Below are 20,483 nucleotides of genomic sequence, written 5' to 3' on the forward strand. Positions count from 1 at the left end.
AGCATATGTCTCGCAACACCCTGAATACATTGAAGGAATTCCCGGTTGGCGCCGGCCGCACAGGCCAGTACTACTCGCTGCCAGCGCTGGGCGAAGCCCTCGGTGTGAACCTGTCGCGCCTGCCGGTGTCGATCCGTATTGTGCTCGAGTCGGTGCTGCGCAACTGCGACGGCAAGAAGGTCACCGAAGAGCACATCAAGCAGGTAGCCGGCTGGAAGGCGACCGCCGAGCGTACCGACGAGATTCCTTTCGTCGTCGCCCGTGTGGTACTGCAAGACTTCACCGGCGTGCCGCTGCTGGCCGACCTGGCCGCGATGCGCAACGTCGCCAACAAGATGGGCGTCGACGCCAAGAAGATCGAACCGCTGGTGCCGGTCGACCTGGTGGTCGACCACTCGGTCACGATCGACCACTTCCGCGAGCCCAATGCGCTCGACCTGAACATGAAACTGGAATTCCAGCGCAATAACGAGCGCTACCAGTTCATGAAATGGGGCATGCAGGCCTTCGATACCTTCGGCGTGGTGCCGCCGGGCTTCGGCATTGTCCACCAGGTCAACCTGGAATACCTCGCGCGCGGCGTGATGCGCCAGGGCGACGTGTTCTACCCGGACACCCTGGTCGGCACCGACTCGCACACCACCATGATCAACGGCGTCGGCGTGGTCGGCTGGGGCGTGGGCGGCATCGAAGCCGAAGCCGGCATGCTGGGCCAGCCGGTTTATTTCCTGACCCCGGACGTCATCGGCGTCAACCTCACCGGCAAGCTGCGCGAAGGCTGCACCGCGACCGACCTGGTGCTCACGGTCACTGAAATGCTGCGCCACGAAAAAGTCGTCGGCAAGTTCGTCGAATTCTTCGGCGCCGGCACCCGTTCGCTGTCGACCACCGACCGCGCGACCATCGCCAACATGGCACCGGAATACGGCGCCACCATGGGCTTCTTCCCGGTCGACGAAGCGACCATCGACTACTTCCGCGGCACCGGCCGCACCGAAGAAGAACTGGCTGCCTTCGAAGGCTATTTCAAGGCCCAGAACCTGTTCGGCGTGCCGCAAGAAGGCGAAATCGACTACACCCGCGTGGTGGAACTGGACCTCGCGTCTGTTACTCCATCCCTGGCCGGTCCGAAGCGCCCGCAAGACCGTATCGAACTGGGCAACGTGAAGAACACCTTCGCCGACCTGTTCAGCAAGCCAACCACCGCCAACGGCTTCAACAAGAACCCGGACGACCTGCACAAGGTCTACCAGACCAGCAACGGCGTGCGCGTGAAAAACGGCGACGTGCTGATCGCCGCGATCACCTCGTGCACCAACACCTCGAACCCGAGCGTGCTGCTGGCCGCCGGCCTGCTGGCCAAGAAGGCGGTCGAGCGCGGCCTGACCGTGGCGCCGCACATCAAGTCCTCGCTGGCGCCTGGTTCGCGCGTGGTCACCGAATACCTGACCGCCGCCGGCCTGCTGCCCTACCTGGACAAACTCGGTTTCGGCGTGACCGCCTACGGCTGCACCACCTGCATCGGCAATGCCGGCGACCTGACCCCGGAACTGAACGCGGCGATCACCGAGAACGACATCGTCGCCTCGGCCGTCCTGTCGGGCAACCGTAACTTCGAAGCGCGTATCCACCCGAACATCCGTTCGAACTTCCTGGCATCGCCACCGCTGGTCGTGGCCTACGCGATCGCCGGCAACATGACGCGCGACCTGATGACCGAGCCAGTGGGCAAGGATACCCATGGCGTCGACGTCTACCTGGGCGACATCTGGCCGACCTCGCAGGAGATCGGCGAACTGATGCGCTTCGCGATGAACTCCGAAGTCTTCAAGAAGAACTACGCCGACGTCAAGGGCAACCCGGGCGAACTGTGGGAGCGCGTCTCGTCCACCGAAGGCCAGGTCTACAACTGGCCCGAGTCGACCTATATCGCCGAGCCGCCGTTCTTCTCCGACTTCACCATGACCCCGAAGGCAGCCGCCACCGGCATCTCCGGTGCGCGCGCACTGGGCGTGTTCGGCGACTCGATCACCACCGACCACATCTCGCCGGCCGGCTCGATCAAGGAAGACGGTCCTGCGGGCCAGTGGCTCAAGGCCAATGGCGTCCTGAAGGCCGACTTCAACTCGTACGGCTCGCGCCGCGGCAACCACGAGATCATGATGCGTGGCACCTTTGCCAACGTGCGCATCAAGAACCGGATGATCCCGGCCAAGCCTGACGGCTCGGCGGTCGAAGGCGGCATCACGATGTTCCAGCCAACCGGCGAACAGATGTCGATCTACGACGCGGCCATGAAGTACGTGGCCGAAGGCACCCCGACCATGATCTTCGGCGGCGAAGAATACGGCACCGGCTCGTCGCGCGACTGGGCGGCCAAGGGCACCCAGCTGCTGGGCGTGAAGGCCGTGATCGTGCGCTCGTACGAGCGTATCCACCGCTCGAACCTGGTCGGCATGGGCGTGCTCCCGCTGCAGTTCATCGGTACCGACAGCGTCGAGACCCTGGGCATCACCGGCAAGGAAACCTACGACCTGAAGGGCCTGGAAGGCGAGATCAAGCCGCAGCAACTGGCTACCCTCGTGATCCACCGCGAAGACGGCAGCTCGCAAGAAGTCATGGTCCTGCTGCGCATCGATACCCCGATCGAAGTCGACTACTACAAGCATGGCGGCATCCTGCCGTTCGTGCTGCGCCAGCTGCTCGCGGCGTAACGGCGAGCGCCCGCTCACGCGGGCTGTTTGCATAATGAAAAGGCCGGTCCCTGCGCGGGGTCCGGCTTTTTTTACGTCTTCACGTTGATACAGGACACGTGTCCCGATTCTGTACTGGTGATCCCATCTGTTTCTTTGAGGAAATTGATGATTCCTGATATAAATGCTGTCTTCGATGTGTTGGTCGTTATTGAGCGCAGTATTCACCCAGGAGCAATTGCATATGTCTATTAATCAACTCGTGTATGTCAGCCAAGCCACGCGCAAGATGTCGCCCGACGACCTGCGCGCCATCCATGCCACGGCGCGCACGAACAACGAACGGATCGACGTCACCGGCAGCCTGTTCTACAACGGCGGGTGGTTCCTGCAGGTGCTCGAAGGGCCGGCTGCTACGCTGGCGAGCCTGTACAAGAAAATCGAACTCGATCCCCGCCACAAGAACTCGCGCGTCTTGTACAACGAGCCGGCGAGCTTCCGTACTTTTCCGCGCTGGAACATGAACATGACAAACCTGGACGATCGCCAGGCGGACAAGTACGAAGAATTGCTCGAAGTGATCGATGCTGCACGAACCAACCGCAAGATCGGCATGGCTTCTCCTGCGGTGACGCTGCTGAAAATCTTCAAGGGCTAGATCGCGCATGCCGTCCGGGTAAGGCCAACCATGCGACACCAACATTGTCTTGTCGATAAGATTGCGGTACCACTCATCGATCTTCAAGGACGATTACCATGTCAACTGTTACCACGGCCAGCCCGGCCTACCGCAGCCCCCCTGGAAGGCTGCATGCGATCCTGCTTGCCGGATCCGTCCCGCTGTTCCTGGGCGCCCTGCTCAGCGATATCGCCTACTACCAGTCGTACCAGATCCAGTGGGCGAATTTCGCCTCCTGGCTGATCGCCGGCGCCCTGCTGTTCAGCGGCCTGGCCATGGTGTTTGCCCTGGTTAATCTCCTGCGCGCCAGGCACAAGTCGGGCGCCACGCTGGTCTATTTCCTGTTGCTGCTGGCGGCCTGGGTGCTGGGGTTGTTCAACGCCATCCAGCACGCCAAGGATGCGTGGGCAGTCATGCCGGCTGGCCTGGTGCTGTCGGTGATCGTCACCGTCCTGATCGTGGTCGCGGCCTGGATCGGCCTGGGCGCACGTACGGGAGGTGCACAATGAAACATACTGCCACCCTGACCCTGCTGGGTTTGAGCCTGCTGCTGGGCGCCTGCTCCAACAAAGGCGACGGCACGCCGTCGATCGGACCGGATCCCAAGCTCCCGGCGCCTGAACGCGGCCTGCTGCCTAGCATGAAAATTGCCGAACCTACCCCCTGGGGCACCCAGAAGCCAACCGTGCCGGCTGGCTTTACCGTCTCGGCGATCGCCACCGACCTGCAGATTCCGCGCCAGACCCTGGTGCTGCCCAATGGCGACATCCTGGTCGCCGAAGGCCGCGGCGGCAAGGCGGCCAAGCTCAAACCAAAAGACGTGATTGCGGGCTATATCAAGTCGAAGGGCAATACCAAGGTCAAGAGCGGCAACCGCCTGACCCTGCTGCGCGATGCCGATGGCGACGGCGTGTACGAACTCAAGACCGTTTTCGCCGACCAGCTCGACGCTCCTTACGGACTGGCCTTCGCCAATAACAAGGTGTATGTCGCCAACCAGGGCGAGCTGGTCAGCTTCGATTACCAGCCAGGCCAGACCAAGGCCAGCGCTCCCCCCACCAGCATCGCCATGTTGCCGTCCGAGATCAACCACCACTGGACCAAGGCACTCACCATCAGTCCGGATGGCCGCTTCGCCTACGTCGGCATCGGCTCGAACAGCAATATCACCGAGCGCGGCATGGAAGCCGAGGTCGACCGCGCCGAGGTGTGGCAGATCGATGTCACTACCGGCGCCTACAAGCCGTATGCTACCGGCTTGCGCAATCCGACCGCCCTGGCGATCCAGCCGGGCACCGGACAGTTATGGACGGTGGTGAACGAACGCGACGAGCTGGGACCGGAACTGGTGCCCGATTACCTGACCTCGGTGCGCGAAGGCGGCTTCTACGGCTGGCCCTACAGCTACTGGGGCCAGAACGTCGATGCCCGCGTCATGCCGCCGAATCCAAAGAAGGTGGCAGCCGCCATCAAACCCGACTACAGCCTGGGCTCGCACGTCGCCGCGCTGGGCCTGGATTTCTCGCAGGCCGTCATGGGCGAAAAATACGCCAATGGCGTATTCATCGGCGAGCACGGCAGCTGGAACCGCGCTGTCCCGGTGGGTTACAAGGTCATCTTTGTGCCCTTCGCCAATGGCCGCCCGTCCGGCGCAGCGATCGACTTTGTCACCGGTTTTCGGGATGCCGAGGGCAAGACGCGCGGCCGGCCAGTGGGCGTGACGGTCGATCCGCGCGGCGCGCTGATCGTGGCGGACGACCTGGCCAACGTCGTGTGGCGCGTCGTGCGCAATCCCTGAACGCAGCTTGATCACTGCCGCGCTTTCCTGCGGCAGTTATCAATAATATAAGCGTTCTGTTCGACAACGCACGGAAGCCGGACCCACGGAAGAGCATGATGGCTTATCGGGAAAGCAAACGGCCAGACAGATTTGCAACTCCTCCACTCAAGCGTAAGGTCATCACATGTTATATACCATTGCAATCGTTCTCCTCGTCCTGTGGCTGCTGGGCATGGTTACCTCTTTCGCCGCCGGCGGACTGATCCACATCCTGCTGGTCGTCGCCGTGATCGTCATCCTGATCCGCGTGTTCAGCGGAAAAAAAGTGCTCTGACGACTTCCTGCTGGTAAACAAAAGGCCGGATCCCTTTGGGCTCCGGCCTTTTGTTTTATTTTTTAAGCATCAGGGCGCGCGTTCTTACCCTCGCGGCGCATGACACTCGAAATGCAAGCGGTCATGCCACCCGCCCCCATGCTCGAAGCTGCGCCGCGAATGCCCGAACTGGACAAATCCATTGCGCAGCAATACGCGCGCCGATGCCAGGTTGTCGATCCGGCAGTCGGCCTCGATCCTGGCCAGGCGCAGCTTGCCGAAGGCGATGCCGAGCAGTTGGCGTACCGCTTCGCTGGCGCAGCCCTTGCCGCAGGCCGATTCGGCAATGCGGTAGCCCAGCACGGCCGAGTGAAAATGTGCCCGCTTCACCGCGCTCAGGTTGGCCCTGCCCAGGATCGTCCCGTTGTCGTCCTTGAGCAGATACTGGTATCCACGGTCGACCATGGCGTCGGCCATGGCACTGCTGATCGAGGCTTGCACGCCATCGAGCCCATAGTAGCCGGCGGGACGGGCATTGATTGTCGCCTCGAAAAACCTGCGATTGTCCAGCTCGAAGGCCAGCAGCGCTGCGGCGTCGGCATGGGTGGGCGGGAACAGCGTCATGCTACCTCCGCCCACATTCGCAGCAGGTTGTGATAATGCCCGGTGAGCCCGACGGTCTGCGCGCTCTCGCCATGCGCTGCGCGCAGTTGCTGGATGTTGGTATCGAGTTCGAACAGCAGCGCCCGCTTGGCGTCGTCGCGCACCATGCTCTGGGTCCAGAGAAACGATGCCAGGCGCTCGCCGCGCGTGACCGGCAGCACCTGGTGCAGGCTCCCCGACGGGTAGACGATTGCGTCCCCGGCCGGCAGCTTGACCTGGTGGGTGCCGTAGGCATCGGCCACCTCGAGTTCGCCGCCGTCATAGTCGTCGGGCGCGCTCAGGAACACCGTGGTCGAGACATCGGCCCGCACGGGCGGCAAGCCGCCGCGCTGGGCGCGCACCGCGCCATCGACGTGCGGGCCGTAGTGTTCTCCCCCGCCGTAGGCATTGAAGTACGGTGCCAGCACGCGCAGCGGTAGCACGCCCGCAAAGAACAGCGGGTTGGCGAGCAAGGCCGCACTGACCATCTGCCCGAGCTCGACGCTGAGGGGCGAGCCTTCCCTGAGCTGGCGGTTGCGCTTGACCGGGGCGCCTTGCGCGCCGACGCTTTCGCGGCCGTCGACCCAGTCGGGCGCCGCTTCCATGCGCGCGCGCATCGCCGAAACCTGTTCGGGTGTCAGCACGCCGGGGATATGCAGCATCATGGGCCTATCCTTCTTGATCTGTGAACAAGTAAGTTAATGAGAACTATTCTCATTATCGATTCTATCCAGCCTTTTTGCAAGCGCCAACGCGCCGTGCTCCAGAGTTTGGTCCGGTACAGGGCGAGCTTGTGTCATGGCATGTAGCTGAATCAACTACAATAACCGAGACAAGGGTTTATCATGACCTTCAAGACCATCCACCAAAAAGAGAACCCCCAGCGCCATGCGTCGTCCTTCCAAAGATTCAACTCCGAAACTGTCCGTCGAAAGCCAGCGTCTCGTCAGCGTCGCGCAAGCCATCATGCAGGCCGCCAGCCGCGTCGAGGAACGGACCTGGGAACGCCAGCTGGACACGCAACTGCAAAAGTTGCTTAAAACTAATCACCAGGACAGCATTGACGCCGCGCTGAACGCCCTCTTCAAGGACGATCTCGCTTCGTACGACGTGCTGATGGATGCGGTCGAGGCGGTCAGCGAGTCCGCTACCATGGTGGAACAGCTGGACGGCAAGGAAGTGACCTGGCAGGCCCTGCTGGTAGCTGCGCCGGTGCTTGCCTGGACCCGTTTTAATATCGCTTCGGGCAATATGCCCAACGAGATGCTGGCCACCTTGCAGGCGCACTTCTCGGCCCACCTGCTGGCCGCCGACACCCGCATTGCCATGTCGCCCAGCCTGTACTCGATCGACCAGCTGCCGCGCACCCATGCCGAAACCTATGCGCTGACCCACAAGCTGGCCGCGGCTGCTCACAAGGGCGGCGCGGTCAAGCCGGCCGCGCAGGCCGAGGAAACCGCGCCTTTCCTGGCCGACACCCGCTACCTGCTGGTGGCGGTCATCGCGCCGCAGGGTGCACCGATGTTCCGCTGGCAAGAACCACAGCATCACATCGGTTTTGCCGATGAGCGCAACCGCGCACTGGAGCAATGGCGCGCCCAGGGTACCGCCAACATCGCCCGCCTGCTGCCGGGCTGCGGCGTCGAGCTGCTGCTGCCGGAGGCCTATTATGTGGCTTGCCGCGAAGCAGACAAGCTGATCCGCCCGATCTCGATCCGCGCTGCCGTGCACTACCTGACCCATACGCTCGACGTCGAAGCCTCCGACCTGCGCGCCGTCATTGCCGGCTTCGGCGAAGAAGCCGCGGATATCCAGATCGACGAATACCGCGTGTCGTTCACGATCCGCCAGGACACCGACGTCATGTATGGCATCGTCTGGCCGCTCTACGGCCAGGAAGACGAAAACGGCACGCCGATGGAAGGTCCGTTTGCCATCGGCCCGGCCGCGCCCACCCCGATCAACGACATCGTGGCCCACCTCAACGAGGCCGGCATTTCGCATATCAAACGCATCGGTGAACGCTATGTCGCCGAGTATTGCGACGACTGCGGCGCGCCGCTGTTCGCCGATCCGACCGGCGAACTGGTGCATGCCGAGATGCCGGAAGATGCCCCCGCAGGAACCGAACACTTCCATTAATGCGGCTGCGCAGGCCGGTGCCTTGGCCCGGTCCGGCGCCAGGCGCTAGAACCTGAAGTTAGCCGTCAGGCTCGCCGCGCGCGGCGCTCCCGGGGTGTAGCGGTAGCCGCTCTTGTTGATGGCTGCCACGTAAGCTTCGTCGCCCAGGTTATAGACGTTCAGGCGCAGGTCCAGGTGGGCATTGATGCGGTACGAGGCCATGGCGTCGACTACCCAGTACGAACCGGCGTGGACCGGAGTGCCGATGGCGCCGTCGGTGCCGCGCATCAGCTTGTCGCTGAAGCGGGCGCCACCGCCCACGGTCAAGCCGTGCCCCAGGTCATACGAGGTCCAGGCCGTGAACGCGCTCTTGGGCGTGTAGGTGAGCGTGTTCTCACCCGCCGCGGTCACGATGCGACCGGCTTCGACGCTGGTATCCATGACCAGGTAGCCTGCGCTGAGCAGCCAGCCCGGCGACAGTTCGCCGGTTGCGCCCAGCTCGATGCCCTGCACGCGCTTCTTGCCGGTCTGGTAGTAGCGCAGGTCGACCGGGTCTTGCTCGACTTCATTTTTTACTTCAGTGCGGAACAGCGCGCCCGACAGCGACAGCTTCTGCCGCAGCAAGTCGAGCTTGCCGCCGATTTCGCGGCTCATGGTCTCCTGCGGACGGTAGATCGGGTTCTGGGCGTTGTTGGCATTGCCCGACACGGTGAAACTCGATCCCGGAGGCAGCTTCGAACTCGCCACCATCGCATACACACTGCTGTTGGCGGTCGGCTTGTACAGCAAGGATGCCTTGCCGTTGACCAGCGTGTCGCCCACCGTAAAGTGGGTTGGCTCCAGTACATCGTTGACTAGCGCCACCACCGTATAGTCGCCACTGTAATGGTCGAGACGCACGCCGCCATGGAAGATCCAGCGCTGGCCGAACTTGACGGTGTCGAAGACATACAGGCTCTGGGTGTCGATCCTGCCTTCTCGATAGGCGCCGCTGCGGACGGGATTGAATCCGGTCACCGGGTCGCGCGGGTTCGGGCGGTATAGATTGGCGGCCGGCATGCTGCCCAGGCTGGCCGGAAAATAGCCCTGGTTGAGCTGGCTTTCGCTGGTCATTTCCAGGCCTGTCACCAAGGTGTGCGCCAGCGCGCCGGTGGCGAATTGCGACGTCAATGTGGTCTGGTTGGTCAGGATCTTGTTCTCCTGGTCCTTGATGGTGCGGATGTTGCGCGCCACGGTCCAGGTGGAAGGATCGCCCTGCAGCGGCGTCTTGAGGTTGCTTGCATTGGCCAGCCAGGAGGTCAACAAATAGTGCTGGCTGGTCTTGCCGTAGCGGCTGATGTTCTGCAGGCGCAGCTTGGGTGAGAATTCATGCTCGACTCGTACGGTGGCCATGTCGGCCTTGATCCGGTCGTAGTCTGCCGTGGAACCGTAAAAATTCTTCGGGTCCACTGCTGCTGCGGAGGAAACAAAAGGTCGGGCCGGATCTGGACTGGTGTAGCCCGGCAAACCAAGTGTGGACACGCCACCGTCCGGAACGTTGTCTTGATCCACATGCAGAAAATCCGCATGCACGCGGGTCTGGCCGTTCAGGCCGAAACCGAGGCTCGGCGCCAGCGCCCAGCGCCCAGCGCTTGCTGTTTACCACATCGCGCGCCGGATTGCCGGCGTCCTGGGCTAGCACGTTCAGGCGCAAGGCGACGCCGGTTTCTCCGTCGAGCACCGTATTAAGGTCGGCCGTCGCCCGCTTTTGCGCGGCGCTGCCGCCGGTCAGCGAGGCATTGGCTGACCGCGCCATGTGCGCTTTCTTGCTCACCAGATTAACCGAGCCGGTCGGCGAGCCACGGCCATTGTCGGTACCGGCCGGGCCCTTGACGACGTCGATCTGCTCCAGGTTGAAGACATCGCGCGAGACCGATCCGACGTCGCGCACGCCGTCGACAAAAATGCTGCCCGAAGTGTCGAACCCGCGCATGAAGATTGCATCCCCGGTATTCGTGTTGCCGTTCTCGCCCAGAAAGAAAGCGCCCACGCCCGGGGTGTTGCGCAGCGCTTCGGTCAGGGTCAGTGCCCCCTGCTGCTCGTAGAGTTCTTTCGTGATGACCTGAACCGACTGGGCGGTATCGACCAATTTCTCGGTATATTTCGGCGACGATGCGTATTCGGCGCGCACCGCGTTGCCGGCCTTGCCGACGATTTCGACCGTCGTGGCCGGCGCGATGTTGTCGGCTGCCGCAATGCCCACCTCGTTCGCATGCGCTGCGATCGGCATCGATACTGCCGCCAGGACAGTACCCATGACGGGAGAATGGCGGTGTTTGCGGCTTTTTATTGTATGCATACGAACATTTCCTTAATGATCAAAGAGGGGGAATCCCACGACGGGATGGGTCATCAATGAAAATTATTGTAAAGAAAATATCCGGTCAAGTAAATGAGAATCATTATTATTCGCATTCACAAAAAAGCATGGTCATGACGGACGTCGGCAAGTCGGCAAGTCGGCAAGTCGGCAAGCAGCCGGTGCTCGATGCCAGGTAGTGGACTAAGGGAAGAGTACAGGCCCGCGCCAGGCATCGGGACCATGACCTGGCTTGGGCTGCTGCTGCTGGTGCTAGTGCTAGTGCCGGATGCTCGCGACTACCTTGGCGGCGAAGTCGGCGGCATTGCCTGCATGCCAGCGCCAGACGATCACGAGATCGTGATCCGGTGAGATGACGATGGAGTTGCTGCCCGCCCCCAGCGCCGCGTAGGCATTGGCTGGAAGGCCAGGCAGGTTCTTGCCTTTTGTATTAAGCCACCACAGGTAGCCATAGTCCGGCCCGTGCGCGCTTGGGCGCAAGGCGGCTTGCACATAGTCTGGCGCAATGATCTGCTTGCCTTTCCATGCCCCGCCCCGCAGCCACAGGTAGCCGAAGCGGGCCAAGTCCCAGGAGTCGATCCACATGCCGCCACCCCAGCGGGTGCCGCCACTGACCGAGGGCACCTGCTTGCCGTTCAGGTCGACGTAGCTGTTATGGTAAGGCACCCATTTCCAGCTGTTCGATGCACCGATTGGGTCCATCACCTGCTGCTGGAACACCTCGGGCAGCGCTTGCCCGAACACGCGCAGCAGCGACAGTGCGAAACGGTTAATGCGCACGTCGTTGTATTCGTAGAAGCTGCCGGGCGGCCCCAGCACGCGCGGTTTGCGCTCGCCCGCGCCAAAGGCGGCCTTGCCGATGAAGTCGGCGTTCTTGCCGAACAGGCTGCCTTCCCATTCCGTTTCCTGCTGCAGATGCTGCTTCCAGGTAATCGCGGCGTTCTGGGCAGAAGCATAGCCGCCGTCGTCTACCCGTCTGGCCACCGGCTCGTCGACCTGGATGCGGCCGTCGCGTACGGCCACCCCGGCGACGGTGGCCAGCATGCTCTTGGCTACTGAATAAGTCGGGTCGACAAAGTGTGTGTCGCCAAACTGCGCCACCACATACCCTTTGTAGATAACCAGGCCGGAACTGGCGGCGCGCCGGGTCGGCATCGAGCCAAGGCGGGAACCGAACGTCGCCTCCTGGTCGGAAAAATCGACTGCGCGCGTGGTTTCGCGCGACTGCGCGAACTGCACGGCGGCCGCTAGCGCGGCCGGATCCATGCCGAGCTCGGCGGGCGACTTGCGGGCCCACTCGCCTGGCGGCGGAAAATAAGGTGCAGGCCCGCTTGCTCGGGCCAGAGCGCCTGCGCCGGCCACGGCCGGCAGCAGTGCGCCCAAGGCCAGGGCCAGCATGCCGCGGCGGGACAAGACAGTCATGCAGTAGTCCATTGGGAAAAAGGCAAACGGATCAGGCTGGAGTTGTAGTAGCGCTGCTCGCCGGTGACTTCCTGGCCGACCCAGTCGGGTTTGTCGAAAGCGGCGTCTTCCGAGGGCAACTCGATTTCGGCCACCACCAGGCCTGCGTTCTCGCCCAGGAATTCATCGACTTCCCAGGTGAAGCCGGCGTGTTCGATACGGCGCCGTATTTTCTCGACCAGCGGGCGCTCGCACAGCATGTCGAGCATTTCCTCGGCCTCTCGCAGCGCAATGGGGTATTCCCACTCGCCCCGGCTGGCGCCAACAGTCTTGCTCTTGATGGTGAGCAGGCCGGCATCGCCTTCGACGCGCACGCGCACCGTGCGCGCCGGGTCGGCGTTGAGGTAGCCCTGGCGCAGCCGGGTCGCCACGCCGAGACCGCGCCAGGCATCGCCGGCGACCAGGAACTTGCGCTCGATCTCGACGCCCATCGGCTCAGTCCAGCGACTGCAGGATCGGCTGCAGGATGGCCGCGCCGAGCGCGCTGCTTCTCGCGCCGTTCCAGCCCGTGTGCGGATCCGGCAGGTCGGCATTGTCCTTGAATGGCATCTCCAGCGTCAGCGCAAGGCATTTGAACGTGTGGCCGATATATTTCGACGCCAGGGTCAACAGCTCTTCGTTGTATTTGCTGGCTGCGTAACCATAGACGTTCTGGAAGTCCGGGCTGGCCGCCATGTAGTGCTGCACGAACGCGCTCTGGCGCGCCTGGCGTTCCGGCGTGAAGTCGGCCAGCATCTCGTTGCCTGCCACGAAGTTGTACGGCAGTGCTTCGTCGCCATGGATGTCGAAGAACATGTCGACGCCAGTCTCGTGGATCTTGCTCTTCACGCACAGCACTTCCGGGCTGCGCTCAAGCGAGGGATTCATCCACTCGCGATTGAGGTTGGCGCCAGCCGCGTTGGTACGCAGGTTGCCGCGCACCGAGCCGTCCGGGTTCATGTTCGGTACGATGTAGAACACGGCGCGCTGCAACAGCTTGCGCGCGACCGGGTTGGCGCTGTCGAGCAGCGCGTCCATCATGCCTTCGATAAACCATTCGGCCATGGTTTCACCTGGATGCTGGCGCGCAATGACCCAGATCTTCTTTTCCGCTTGCGGGTTGCCGATCACGACCAGGTTCATGTCGCGGCCATCGATCGTGGTGCCGATGTCATGCACGCGGGCGACCGGGTTTTCGGCCACTTCGCCCAGCAGGCGCAGGTGGCGTTCCCAGGTATAGGGCTCGAAATAGGCGTAGTAGATGCTGTCGAGCTCGGGCGTATGCTGCACCGTCATGACCTGCCCATCGAAGCTGGTCGGGACCCGGAACCAGTTCTCGGTGTCATAGCTCGCAGCCACCTGGTAATTCTCGAAACCCTTGGGATAGGTGGCCTGCCCGGCATTGAGAAAACGCATGGTACAGGCCTGTCCACGCGCGCCCTGCAGGCGGAAATGGAACCACTGGTGGATGTCGGCGTGCGAGTCCTTGCGCAGGTTCAGGTCAATCGCTTTCGGGTTGTCCGCGCTGAGCACCTCGATGGCGCCGGAATCGAAGGTCTGGCTGATTTTGATGGGCATGGTAAATCCTTCATTGTCGGTTCAAACGAACGCACTCCAGGATCACTGTGCGTCGAGGTCGATCAGGTCCTTGCTATACATGGTCATGACCTGGCGCAGCAGTTCGACGTTGGCGCGGTCCAGCACCAGCGTCAGGTCTTCCTTGCTGTTGAGCGCGAAATGCATCCGGATTGCACCCGGCAATTCCTTGCACATTACATATTCGGCGCGCGGGGTGTAGGGATTGTCCCAATCCTGCTGCGTGATGGCCGGCGGCGCTGGCGGCGGCGCCAGCGACGGATCGCGGTTTACCGGCAGGTGCTTGAGCAGCCAGAACACGATCGTCGCAGGGACCTGGATGCACAGGTCGCTGGCGCCCTTGGTGGAGAACTTGGTGAGCAACAGGTTACCGACCCGGTCGCATGACATGGAGAGGCTTTTGACTTGACGAATTACCGCTGGTTTCACGACGATGTCCCTGCTGAAAAGTTTGAAAAAGGCGCAGCGATTCTACCGCATCCCTTCGTCAAATTGTGTGGTATCGGAAACAAAACGGGGGAGCCTGCCTGGCTCCCCCTTGCACTTCCATCAGGACGCCCTTGACTACTTGGGGCCTACCGGCCCGGCGCAGTCATGGCACGGGCCTACTCTTTCGAGCCGCCGCGATTGCCCCCCTGTGCGCCACGGCTGCCCTTGGCGGAGGCAGTCGATGCGCTACCCGAGCCGGCACTGGCCGACTGGCGATTGCCATGACTCATGCTTCCGGCACGGCGTGCTTCTTCCGAAGTGAATTCGTGGGCAGTACCCTTGGCGTGAGCCGCCTTGCCGCCCTGGCTGGCAATTTCGCGCTGGCGCGCCGGATCCATCGAAGCGAATCCGCGGTTGCGGGTGCCGCTGCTCTGGCTGCTCCCACCCTGGCTGCTTCCCTGCTTGTTACCTTGGTTACTCGAGGCCATGATCATCTTCTCCCAGTTTACTTTGGTCCGCCGCTTCATGCGGCAGGAATGCACCATCTGCTGACGCTCCCAGATGAGCGGATGGCGAAAGTCATCTTAGGCATGCCTGGTGGATGAGGGTATAGGACGCTATCAGATGACTTTGTAGGACTTCACGCGACAGAAAATGCACATGCGAAACTCTACTTCCAGTCGACAACAAACCCTTCAGTGACAGTCCTACACGTTCCCCCTACGTCTTCCTATACTGGAACTGCGCGGACACGCGCATCATGTCCTTGTCAGGCGGCGCGCGCGCATGCCTAAAGAACAGCTCGCCGCCCACCATCACACGGAGTCGATATGGATGCGAACGAACGTAGCGAGATGAATAATCAGACCGACAATGGCGCGAATGAGAAATGGACGCCTGGGGCCAAGGGTACGACGACCAGCGGTCCGCCAGACCATACCTACCCGTTGGGTGACACCGGTCCCCAGCAAGGTATCAACGACAGCCACCAGCGTCAGATGGCACTGCATTCGGACGCCTGGGGCAGGCTTGAGCAGCCGGTGGGTCGCCGCGATCCGCATTCCGGCACCGACCTGCTGGCGCCGTCGGCACAACAGCACGACAACAGTCAGGTCGCGGATCGGATGAACCCGCAGAACCCGGCGCATCCGCAGCTACAGGGCGGATCGCTTGGGCGCCATCACGATATGGCAGCCGGAACCTATCAGGCACCGGGCGTGGCCGAACAATCCTTTTATTCCAACCAGCAAAGCGCCACGAATGGCGGCGAAGGGACAGGCATGGCAACAGCACACCCGCAGGACAATCAGGAGCACGGTCGGCAACAGGACGGTCAAGCGTCGGACAGCGCGCAGCAAGGCACCGAGCACGGCGACGTGCGCGACGAGGGAAGTCTTCACGTGCACAAGTCGAACTACAGCGCCGGCGGCCTGCCGCGCAGCCCGGGCAACACTGGCCCAGGCAACGACGAGCCGGCATGGCACCCGGCACAGGGCCGGGATGCAGAAAAAAATCCGGTACACCAGTCGAACGACCTTGCTGGCGGCTTGCCGAAAAGTCCCGCGGGTGCGAACCAGCTGGCGGGTGACCGCAAGATGGATGACGATACGGGGTTTTCCCGGAGTTACTGAACAGCGCCTGGTCTCTACGGCGCTGTATAACTCGTCTTTACCGTGGTAAAGAACTCCACAGCATGACTGCCCTGCTCGCGTGGGCCGTAGCTTGATGCCTTGGTGCCGCCAAACGGCACGTGGTAGTCCACGCCCGCGGTCGGCAGGTTGACCATCACCATGCCGGCTTTCGCATGGCGCCTGAAATGGCTGGCGTGCTTGAGCGAGGCGGTGCAGATGCCGGCGGTCAGGCCAAACTCGGTATCGTTGGCCAGCGCCAGCGCATGTTCGTAGCCCTTGGCCGGAATCACCGAGGCGACCGGACCGAAAATTTCTTCGCGCGCATGGCGCATGCCCGGATCGCAATCCGCGAACAGCGCCGGGCTAAGAAAATAGCCGTCGGTTTCGCGTTGCAGGCGCTCGCCGCCACACACCAGGCGCGCGCCTTCTTCTTTTGCCATCGCGATGTACGACAGGTCTTGCTCGAGCTGCGAGGTGTCAACTACCGGGCCGATGTCAATGCCCGCCCCCAGGGCGTGGCCGACCTTCAGCGCCGCCATGCGCGCTGCCATGGCTTCTATGAAGCGGCCATAGATGGCTTCGTCGACAATCAGGCGCGACGACGCCGTGCAGCGCTGGCCAGTGGAAAAGAATGAGCCCTGGATCGCCACCTCCACTGCAAGATCGAGGTCGGCATCGGCCAGCACCACCAGCGGGTTCTTGCCTCCCATTTCGAGCTGCACGCGGGCGCGGCGCCGGGCGCAGGCGAGCAGCACGCGTTCTCCGGTGGCAGTCGAGCCGGTGAAGCTGATGGCGTTCACGCGCGTGTCGTTCAGCATGGCTTCGCCCACCACCCTGCCCGGCCCCATTGCCAGGTTGAACACACCCGGCGGCAGGCCGGCACGGCTGATGATCTCGGCCAGCGCCCAGGCGCTGCCAGGTACCAGTTCGGCCGGCTTGAACACGACTGTGTTGCCATAGGCAAGCGCTGGCGCGATCTTCCAGGCTGGAATTGCGATTGGGAAGTTCCAGGGGGCGATGATGCCGACCACGCCGACCGGCTCGCGCGAGACATCGACCTCGACCCCGGGTCGCACCGAGGCCAGCCGGTCGCCGCGCACCCGCAAGGCCTCTTGCGCATAGAACTTGAAGATCGCCCCGGCGCGCCCGACTTCACCGATGGCTTCGGGTAGCGTCTTGCCCTCTTCGCGCGCCAGCAGTGCGCCCAGCTCGCCCTTGCGGGCCAGCAGCTCGCTGCCGATTGCGTCGAGCGCGTCCGCGCGACTTTGCACCCCCGACAAGGCCCAGCCTGGCGCCGCGTCATGTGCCGCGGCAACGGCCAGCGCGGCCTGCTCGGCCCCGGCACTGGCGTACTCGCCCACGACGTCACTGCGGTCGGAAGGGCTGCGCGTGGTGGTCATGGCGGCGCCATCGACCCAGCGGCCGGCGATATACAGTTGTTTCATGTCGGTCCCGTTATCCCGTTATCAAGAACATCACAAACCGCCAGTGTAGCAAACCGGGACGGTCGCAGGTTCGCCGCCAGTCCGCCGCGACCTGCTTGCGTCCGCAACCGAACAGGGCCTTGATGCAGCTCCAAGGCGCTGCCGCCGAAGGGAACCCGGCCGTCGCCGCCCGACTCCAACTTCACACAACACGCCCTGCCTTGCGCACATCGCGACGGCATTGGCCCCTGCAGTGGAGATCCATCATGTCTGCAATAAAAGATGACGCTAAAATTGCGGTCTCGGTAGTGGTGCATGCCTGTGGCCGCATCGACCTGCTCGACCGCTGCCTCGATGCGCTGGTGCGCCAGCAGTTCCATCCGCGCCGCTACGACATCATCGTGGTCGACGACGAGCCCAACCACAACACTCTGCACCTGGTCGCCGGCTGGCGCACCCGTACGCTGGACCGTGGGCCACGGCTGTCGTATGTGGCCAATCCCGGGCCGGGTGGTCCGCCTGCTGCGCTCAACCGCGGCTGGCGGGTGGCGCGCGCGCCCATCGTCGCCTTCACGCGCGACGACGTCGTGCCCGAGCCCGGCTGGCTGGCCGCCGGCCTGGCCGCCTGCGACGACCGCACCGAGGTCGTCTGCGGACGGGTCCAGACGCTGATAGCGCCCCACCCGGCCGATGCGCAGCCCGGCGCGCACGCGCTTGAAGCGGCCGATTTCACCAGCGCCAGCTGCTTCTTGCGCAAGCCGGTACTCGAGCGCCTCGGCGGCTTCGACGAGCGCTTCGACATCCGTGGCAGCGACGCCGACATGTATTTTCGCCTGCTCGAGCACGGCATCGCCATCGCCCAGGCTCCGGTGGCGCTGGCGCTGCACCCGGTCGGTCCGGCACCTTGGGGCCAGAGCCTGCTGCGGGTTCGCCACGAAGAATTCGACGCCCTGCTGTACAAGAAGCACCCTGCCCTGTACCGCCAGAAGGTAGAGCCGAGCCCGGCCTGGGACAATTATGTGGTGGCCGGGGTGCTGTTGCTGGCCCTGGTAAGCGCGCTGCTCGGCATGGATATCATGGCGGCGCTCGCATTCGGTGCCTGGCTGCTGCTCACCGCCCGGCGCTGCGCGCACAGCCTGCGCGGTGCAGCGCATACGCCCTCGCACGTGGCCGAGATGGTCGTCACCTCGGCCTTGCTGCCGCTGTTGACGGTGTTCTGGCGACTGGCCGGCGCGGTGCGCTACCGCGTCCGCTTCGCTTAAGAGCCGGCATGGCGCGGGGGCGAGCATGAGACTCGGCGATATCGAGACAATAGCGGCATCACGTACGCCGATTCGGCGCCTGCGCATCGCCCTGATCGGCGATTGCGCCGTAGTGGATACCGCGTCGGGTACCGCGTCGGGTACCGCGCCGGATACCGCGTCGGGTACCGCGTCGGGTACCGCGTCGGATAGCGCACCATGCACGGCTCCTGCTGTCGAACAAGGCATCCACCTGGTCCAGCTTGCCCATGAACTGGCCCGTGCCGGCCATGCAGTCGACATCTTCACGCGCCGCGTCACCCCGGGGCCGCACCAACTGGCACAGCTGGGCAAGGGCATTCGCCTCATCCGCATACCAGCCGGCCCACCGGGCCTTGTTTGCGCCGACTTGAGGCCGGACCGAATTGATGCCTTCTCTGATGCTTTCTCGCGCTGCGTCGCCCGCTTCGTGCGGCGCCAGCCCGGTCGCTACGATATCGCACACGCCTACTTCTTCATGGCAGGCATGGTCGCCCGGCACCTGAAAGACGCGCTCGGCCTGCCCTTCGTGCTTACCTTGCATGCGCCGGGCCGGGCCCAACAGCGTGCCCGGCTCGCCGGCGAAGCCCTGGCCCTGGCCCGCGCCCGTATCGAAGGCGAGCTCGTGCGGGCAGCCGACCGCATCATTGCCGAGTCCCCGCAAGAGCGCAGCGACCTGCGACAACTGCATGGCGAAGGCTGCGGCATGCCGGGCTCCCGCATCGAGCTTGTTCCACGCGGCTTTTCACCTGCAGAACTGTGGCCGGTGCCGATGCCCGAGGCCCGCGCCCGGCTTGGTCTCGAGCCCGGCCGTTTCATCGTGCTCCAGCTCGGACGCATCGCCCCGCGCAAGGGCGTCGATACCGTCATCCATGGCCTCGCCATGCTGCGCCACCGTCATGGCATCGGTGCCCAGCTGCTGGTCGTGGGAGGCGAAGCCGGCGTCGCCAGTGACCACACTGGCCCGGAACTGGCGCGGCTGCGCAATTTTGCGACCGGGCTCGGGATCGCAGCCCAGGTGCGCTTTACCGGCCAGCGGCCGCGCGCCACGCTGCGCGATTACTACAGCGCTGCCGAGGTATTCGCCTGCACGCCCTGGTACGAGCCTTTCGGCATCACCCCGATCGAAGCCATGGCCTGCGCGCGCCCGGTGGTCGGGTCCGAAGTAGGTGGCATCAAGAGCACAATCGACGACGGGGTGACCGGCTTTTTGGTTCCCTCGCGCGATCCCGAAGCGCTGGCCGAGCGCCTGGCGCGGCTGCACCGCCATCCAGAACTGGCGCGCGCCATGGGCGAAGCCGGCCGGCGCCGCGCTTGCGAGCACGCCACCTGGCACCAGCTTGCGGCGCAACTGCATGCCATTTACGCCGACGTCGTACAAGAAAATCTCCTGGCCACCCATCCAACCTGAGTATTCCCCGCGCAATGAAGACAAGACTCCCCTGCTTCACCCTTGCCCGGCCGATCCCTGCCACCGGTCCGGCAGGCGGTTCACGCCGGTCGCCATGTGCGTACGCGCCATGAAGGCGGTCTTTCTCGACCAGGACGGCACCCTGGTGGACGACCTGCCCTATAACGTCGAGCCGCGCCGCATCCGCCTGGTGAGCGGCGCCGGCGCAGCCCTGCGGCTGCTGGCCAGGCTCGACTACCGCTTTTTCGTCGTGACCAACCAGTCCGGCATCGCGCATGGCTGTTTCGACGAAGACGCGATGGGCCCGGTCGCCGACCGGCTGGCCGACTTGCTGTCCCGCGAACACCTGACAATGGATGGCTTCTACTACTGCCCGCATCACCCCCTGGGCACGGTAGGAGACTACGCCATGGTCTGCGCCTGCCGCAAGCCTTCGCCGGGCATGCTGCTGAAAGCGGCGCACGAGCACGGCATCGACCTGCGCTCGTCCTGGATGGTGGGCGACATCCTGCATGATGTAGAAGCCGGCAACCGCGCCGGCTGCCGAACGCTGCTGATCGACAATGGCAACGAAACCGAGTGGCGGCTGGGACCGCGACGGGTGCCAACGCGAATGGCGCCGGATTTGTATGCGGCGGCGGTGCTGATTGCCAGCCATGGTGCGGCGCGCCAAGGCTAGCCTGAC

Annotated in this window: 20 protein-coding genes; 10 read left to right on the plus strand and 10 right to left on the minus strand. The window is 63.6% G+C overall.

Annotated elements, in window-relative coordinates:
* Nucleotides 1–5 precede the first annotated feature (5 nt).
* From acnA to NRS07_RS14210, 5 genes are all read left to right on the plus strand, one after another.
* The gene (gene acnA, locus NRS07_RS14190) at nucleotides 6–2,714 is read left to right on the plus strand and encodes an aconitate hydratase AcnA (RefSeq protein WP_259208001.1); all 2,709 of its coding nucleotides are present in this window, start codon (nucleotides 6–8) and stop codon (nucleotides 2,712–2,714) included.
* Nucleotides 2,715–2,937: 223 nt separating this feature from the next.
* The gene (locus tag NRS07_RS14195; RefSeq protein ID WP_259208003.1) at nucleotides 2,938–3,351 is read left to right on the plus strand and encodes a BLUF domain-containing protein; all 414 of its coding nucleotides are present in this window, start codon (nucleotides 2,938–2,940) and stop codon (nucleotides 3,349–3,351) included.
* A gap of 98 nt (nucleotides 3,352–3,449) precedes the next feature.
* Nucleotides 3,450–3,881, plus strand: a complete 432-nt coding sequence (locus NRS07_RS14200; protein ID WP_259208008.1) for a DUF2231 domain-containing protein — start codon at nucleotides 3,450–3,452, stop codon at nucleotides 3,879–3,881.
* Entirely contained in the window at nucleotides 3,878–5,170 is a 1,293-nt protein-coding gene (locus NRS07_RS14205; RefSeq protein ID WP_259208010.1) for a sorbosone dehydrogenase family protein, read from the plus strand. Before NRS07_RS14200 ends, NRS07_RS14205 begins: the two co-directional genes overlap by 4 nt.
* Before the next feature lie 166 nt (nucleotides 5,171–5,336).
* Nucleotides 5,337–5,486 carry a lmo0937 family membrane protein gene (locus NRS07_RS14210; protein WP_259208012.1) on the plus strand — a complete coding sequence of 50 codons (150 nt, stop codon included), beginning with the start codon at nucleotides 5,337–5,339 and terminating at the stop codon, nucleotides 5,484–5,486.
* Between the two features lie 84 nt (nucleotides 5,487–5,570).
* Here the strand turns inward: NRS07_RS14210 and NRS07_RS14215 are convergent, their stop codons facing one another.
* Both NRS07_RS14215 and NRS07_RS14220 read right to left on the minus strand, forming a co-directional pair.
* Entirely contained in the window at nucleotides 5,571–6,089 is a 519-nt protein-coding gene (locus NRS07_RS14215; protein WP_259208014.1) for a GNAT family N-acetyltransferase, read from the minus strand.
* Complete coding sequence (locus tag NRS07_RS14220; RefSeq protein ID WP_259208016.1) at nucleotides 6,086–6,772, minus strand: Fe2+-dependent dioxygenase; 687 nt, start codon at nucleotides 6,770–6,772, stop codon at nucleotides 6,086–6,088. Before NRS07_RS14220 ends, NRS07_RS14215 begins: the two co-directional genes overlap by 4 nt.
* A gap of 223 nt (nucleotides 6,773–6,995) precedes the next feature.
* Here NRS07_RS14220 and NRS07_RS14225 point away from each other — a divergent pair, with 223 nt between their 5' ends.
* Nucleotides 6,996–8,249 carry a DUF2863 family protein gene (locus NRS07_RS14225; protein ID WP_259208018.1) on the plus strand — a complete coding sequence of 418 codons (1,254 nt, stop codon included), beginning with the start codon at nucleotides 6,996–6,998 and terminating at the stop codon, nucleotides 8,247–8,249.
* 45 nt (nucleotides 8,250–8,294) lie between these two features.
* Here NRS07_RS14225 and NRS07_RS20300 read toward each other — a convergent pair whose 3' ends face one another.
* From NRS07_RS20300 to NRS07_RS14255, 7 genes are all read right to left on the minus strand, one after another.
* Complete coding sequence (locus tag NRS07_RS20300; RefSeq protein WP_307729895.1) at nucleotides 8,295–9,677, minus strand: TonB-dependent receptor domain-containing protein; 1,383 nt, start codon at nucleotides 9,675–9,677, stop codon at nucleotides 8,295–8,297.
* Entirely contained in the window at nucleotides 9,595–10,566 is a 972-nt protein-coding gene (locus tag NRS07_RS20305) for a TonB-dependent receptor plug domain-containing protein (RefSeq protein ID WP_307729896.1), read from the minus strand. Before NRS07_RS20305 ends, NRS07_RS20300 begins: the two co-directional genes overlap by 83 nt.
* Before the next feature lie 279 nt (nucleotides 10,567–10,845).
* Nucleotides 10,846–12,009 carry a serine hydrolase gene (locus NRS07_RS14235; protein WP_259208020.1) on the minus strand — a complete coding sequence of 388 codons (1,164 nt, stop codon included), beginning with the start codon at nucleotides 12,007–12,009 and terminating at the stop codon, nucleotides 10,846–10,848.
* Nucleotides 12,006–12,479 (minus strand): CYTH domain-containing protein, encoded by a 474-nt coding sequence (locus NRS07_RS14240; protein ID WP_259208022.1) that lies wholly within the window; start codon nucleotides 12,477–12,479, stop codon nucleotides 12,006–12,008. Before NRS07_RS14240 ends, NRS07_RS14235 begins: the two co-directional genes overlap by 4 nt.
* A 4-nt stretch (nucleotides 12,480–12,483) precedes the next feature.
* On the minus strand, nucleotides 12,484–13,605 hold the full coding sequence (locus NRS07_RS14245) for a M14-type cytosolic carboxypeptidase (RefSeq protein WP_259208024.1): 1,122 nt from the start codon (nucleotides 13,603–13,605) through the stop codon (nucleotides 12,484–12,486).
* Nucleotides 13,606–13,647: 42 nt separating this feature from the next.
* The gene (locus tag NRS07_RS14250) at nucleotides 13,648–14,013 is read right to left on the minus strand and encodes a hypothetical protein (protein WP_259208026.1); all 366 of its coding nucleotides are present in this window, start codon (nucleotides 14,011–14,013) and stop codon (nucleotides 13,648–13,650) included.
* Nucleotides 14,014–14,228: 215 nt separating this feature from the next.
* Complete coding sequence (locus NRS07_RS14255; protein WP_259208027.1) at nucleotides 14,229–14,540, minus strand: KGG domain-containing protein; 312 nt, start codon at nucleotides 14,538–14,540, stop codon at nucleotides 14,229–14,231.
* 342 nt (nucleotides 14,541–14,882) lie between these two features.
* Between NRS07_RS14255 and NRS07_RS14260 the strand changes: the two genes are divergently transcribed.
* Nucleotides 14,883–15,683 carry a hypothetical protein gene (locus NRS07_RS14260; protein ID WP_259208028.1) on the plus strand — a complete coding sequence of 267 codons (801 nt, stop codon included), beginning with the start codon at nucleotides 14,883–14,885 and terminating at the stop codon, nucleotides 15,681–15,683.
* 14 nt (nucleotides 15,684–15,697) lie between these two features.
* On the opposite strand, the gene NRS07_RS14265 is transcribed toward NRS07_RS14260, so the two are convergent.
* Nucleotides 15,698–17,128, minus strand: a complete 1,431-nt coding sequence (locus NRS07_RS14265; protein ID WP_259208029.1) for an aldehyde dehydrogenase family protein — start codon at nucleotides 17,126–17,128, stop codon at nucleotides 15,698–15,700.
* Nucleotides 17,129–17,373: 245 nt separating this feature from the next.
* Between NRS07_RS14265 and NRS07_RS14270 the strand changes: the two genes are divergently transcribed.
* From NRS07_RS14270 to NRS07_RS14280, 3 genes are all read left to right on the plus strand, one after another.
* Nucleotides 17,374–18,369, plus strand: coding sequence for a glycosyltransferase family 2 protein (locus NRS07_RS14270; protein ID WP_259208034.1), 996 nt, complete (start codon nucleotides 17,374–17,376; stop codon nucleotides 18,367–18,369).
* Nucleotides 18,370–18,394: 25 nt separating this feature from the next.
* Nucleotides 18,395–19,798 (plus strand): glycosyltransferase, encoded by a 1,404-nt coding sequence (locus tag NRS07_RS14275; protein ID WP_259208036.1) that lies wholly within the window; start codon nucleotides 18,395–18,397, stop codon nucleotides 19,796–19,798.
* A 109-nt stretch (nucleotides 19,799–19,907) separates the two neighbouring features.
* Nucleotides 19,908–20,477 carry an HAD family hydrolase gene (locus tag NRS07_RS14280; RefSeq protein WP_259208040.1) on the plus strand — a complete coding sequence of 190 codons (570 nt, stop codon included), beginning with the start codon at nucleotides 19,908–19,910 and terminating at the stop codon, nucleotides 20,475–20,477.
* The last annotated feature ends 6 nt before the right edge of the window (nucleotides 20,478–20,483 follow it).

This window comes from Massilia sp. H6, assembly GCF_024802625.1.
Classification (GTDB): domain Bacteria; phylum Pseudomonadota; class Gammaproteobacteria; order Burkholderiales; family Burkholderiaceae_D; genus Telluria.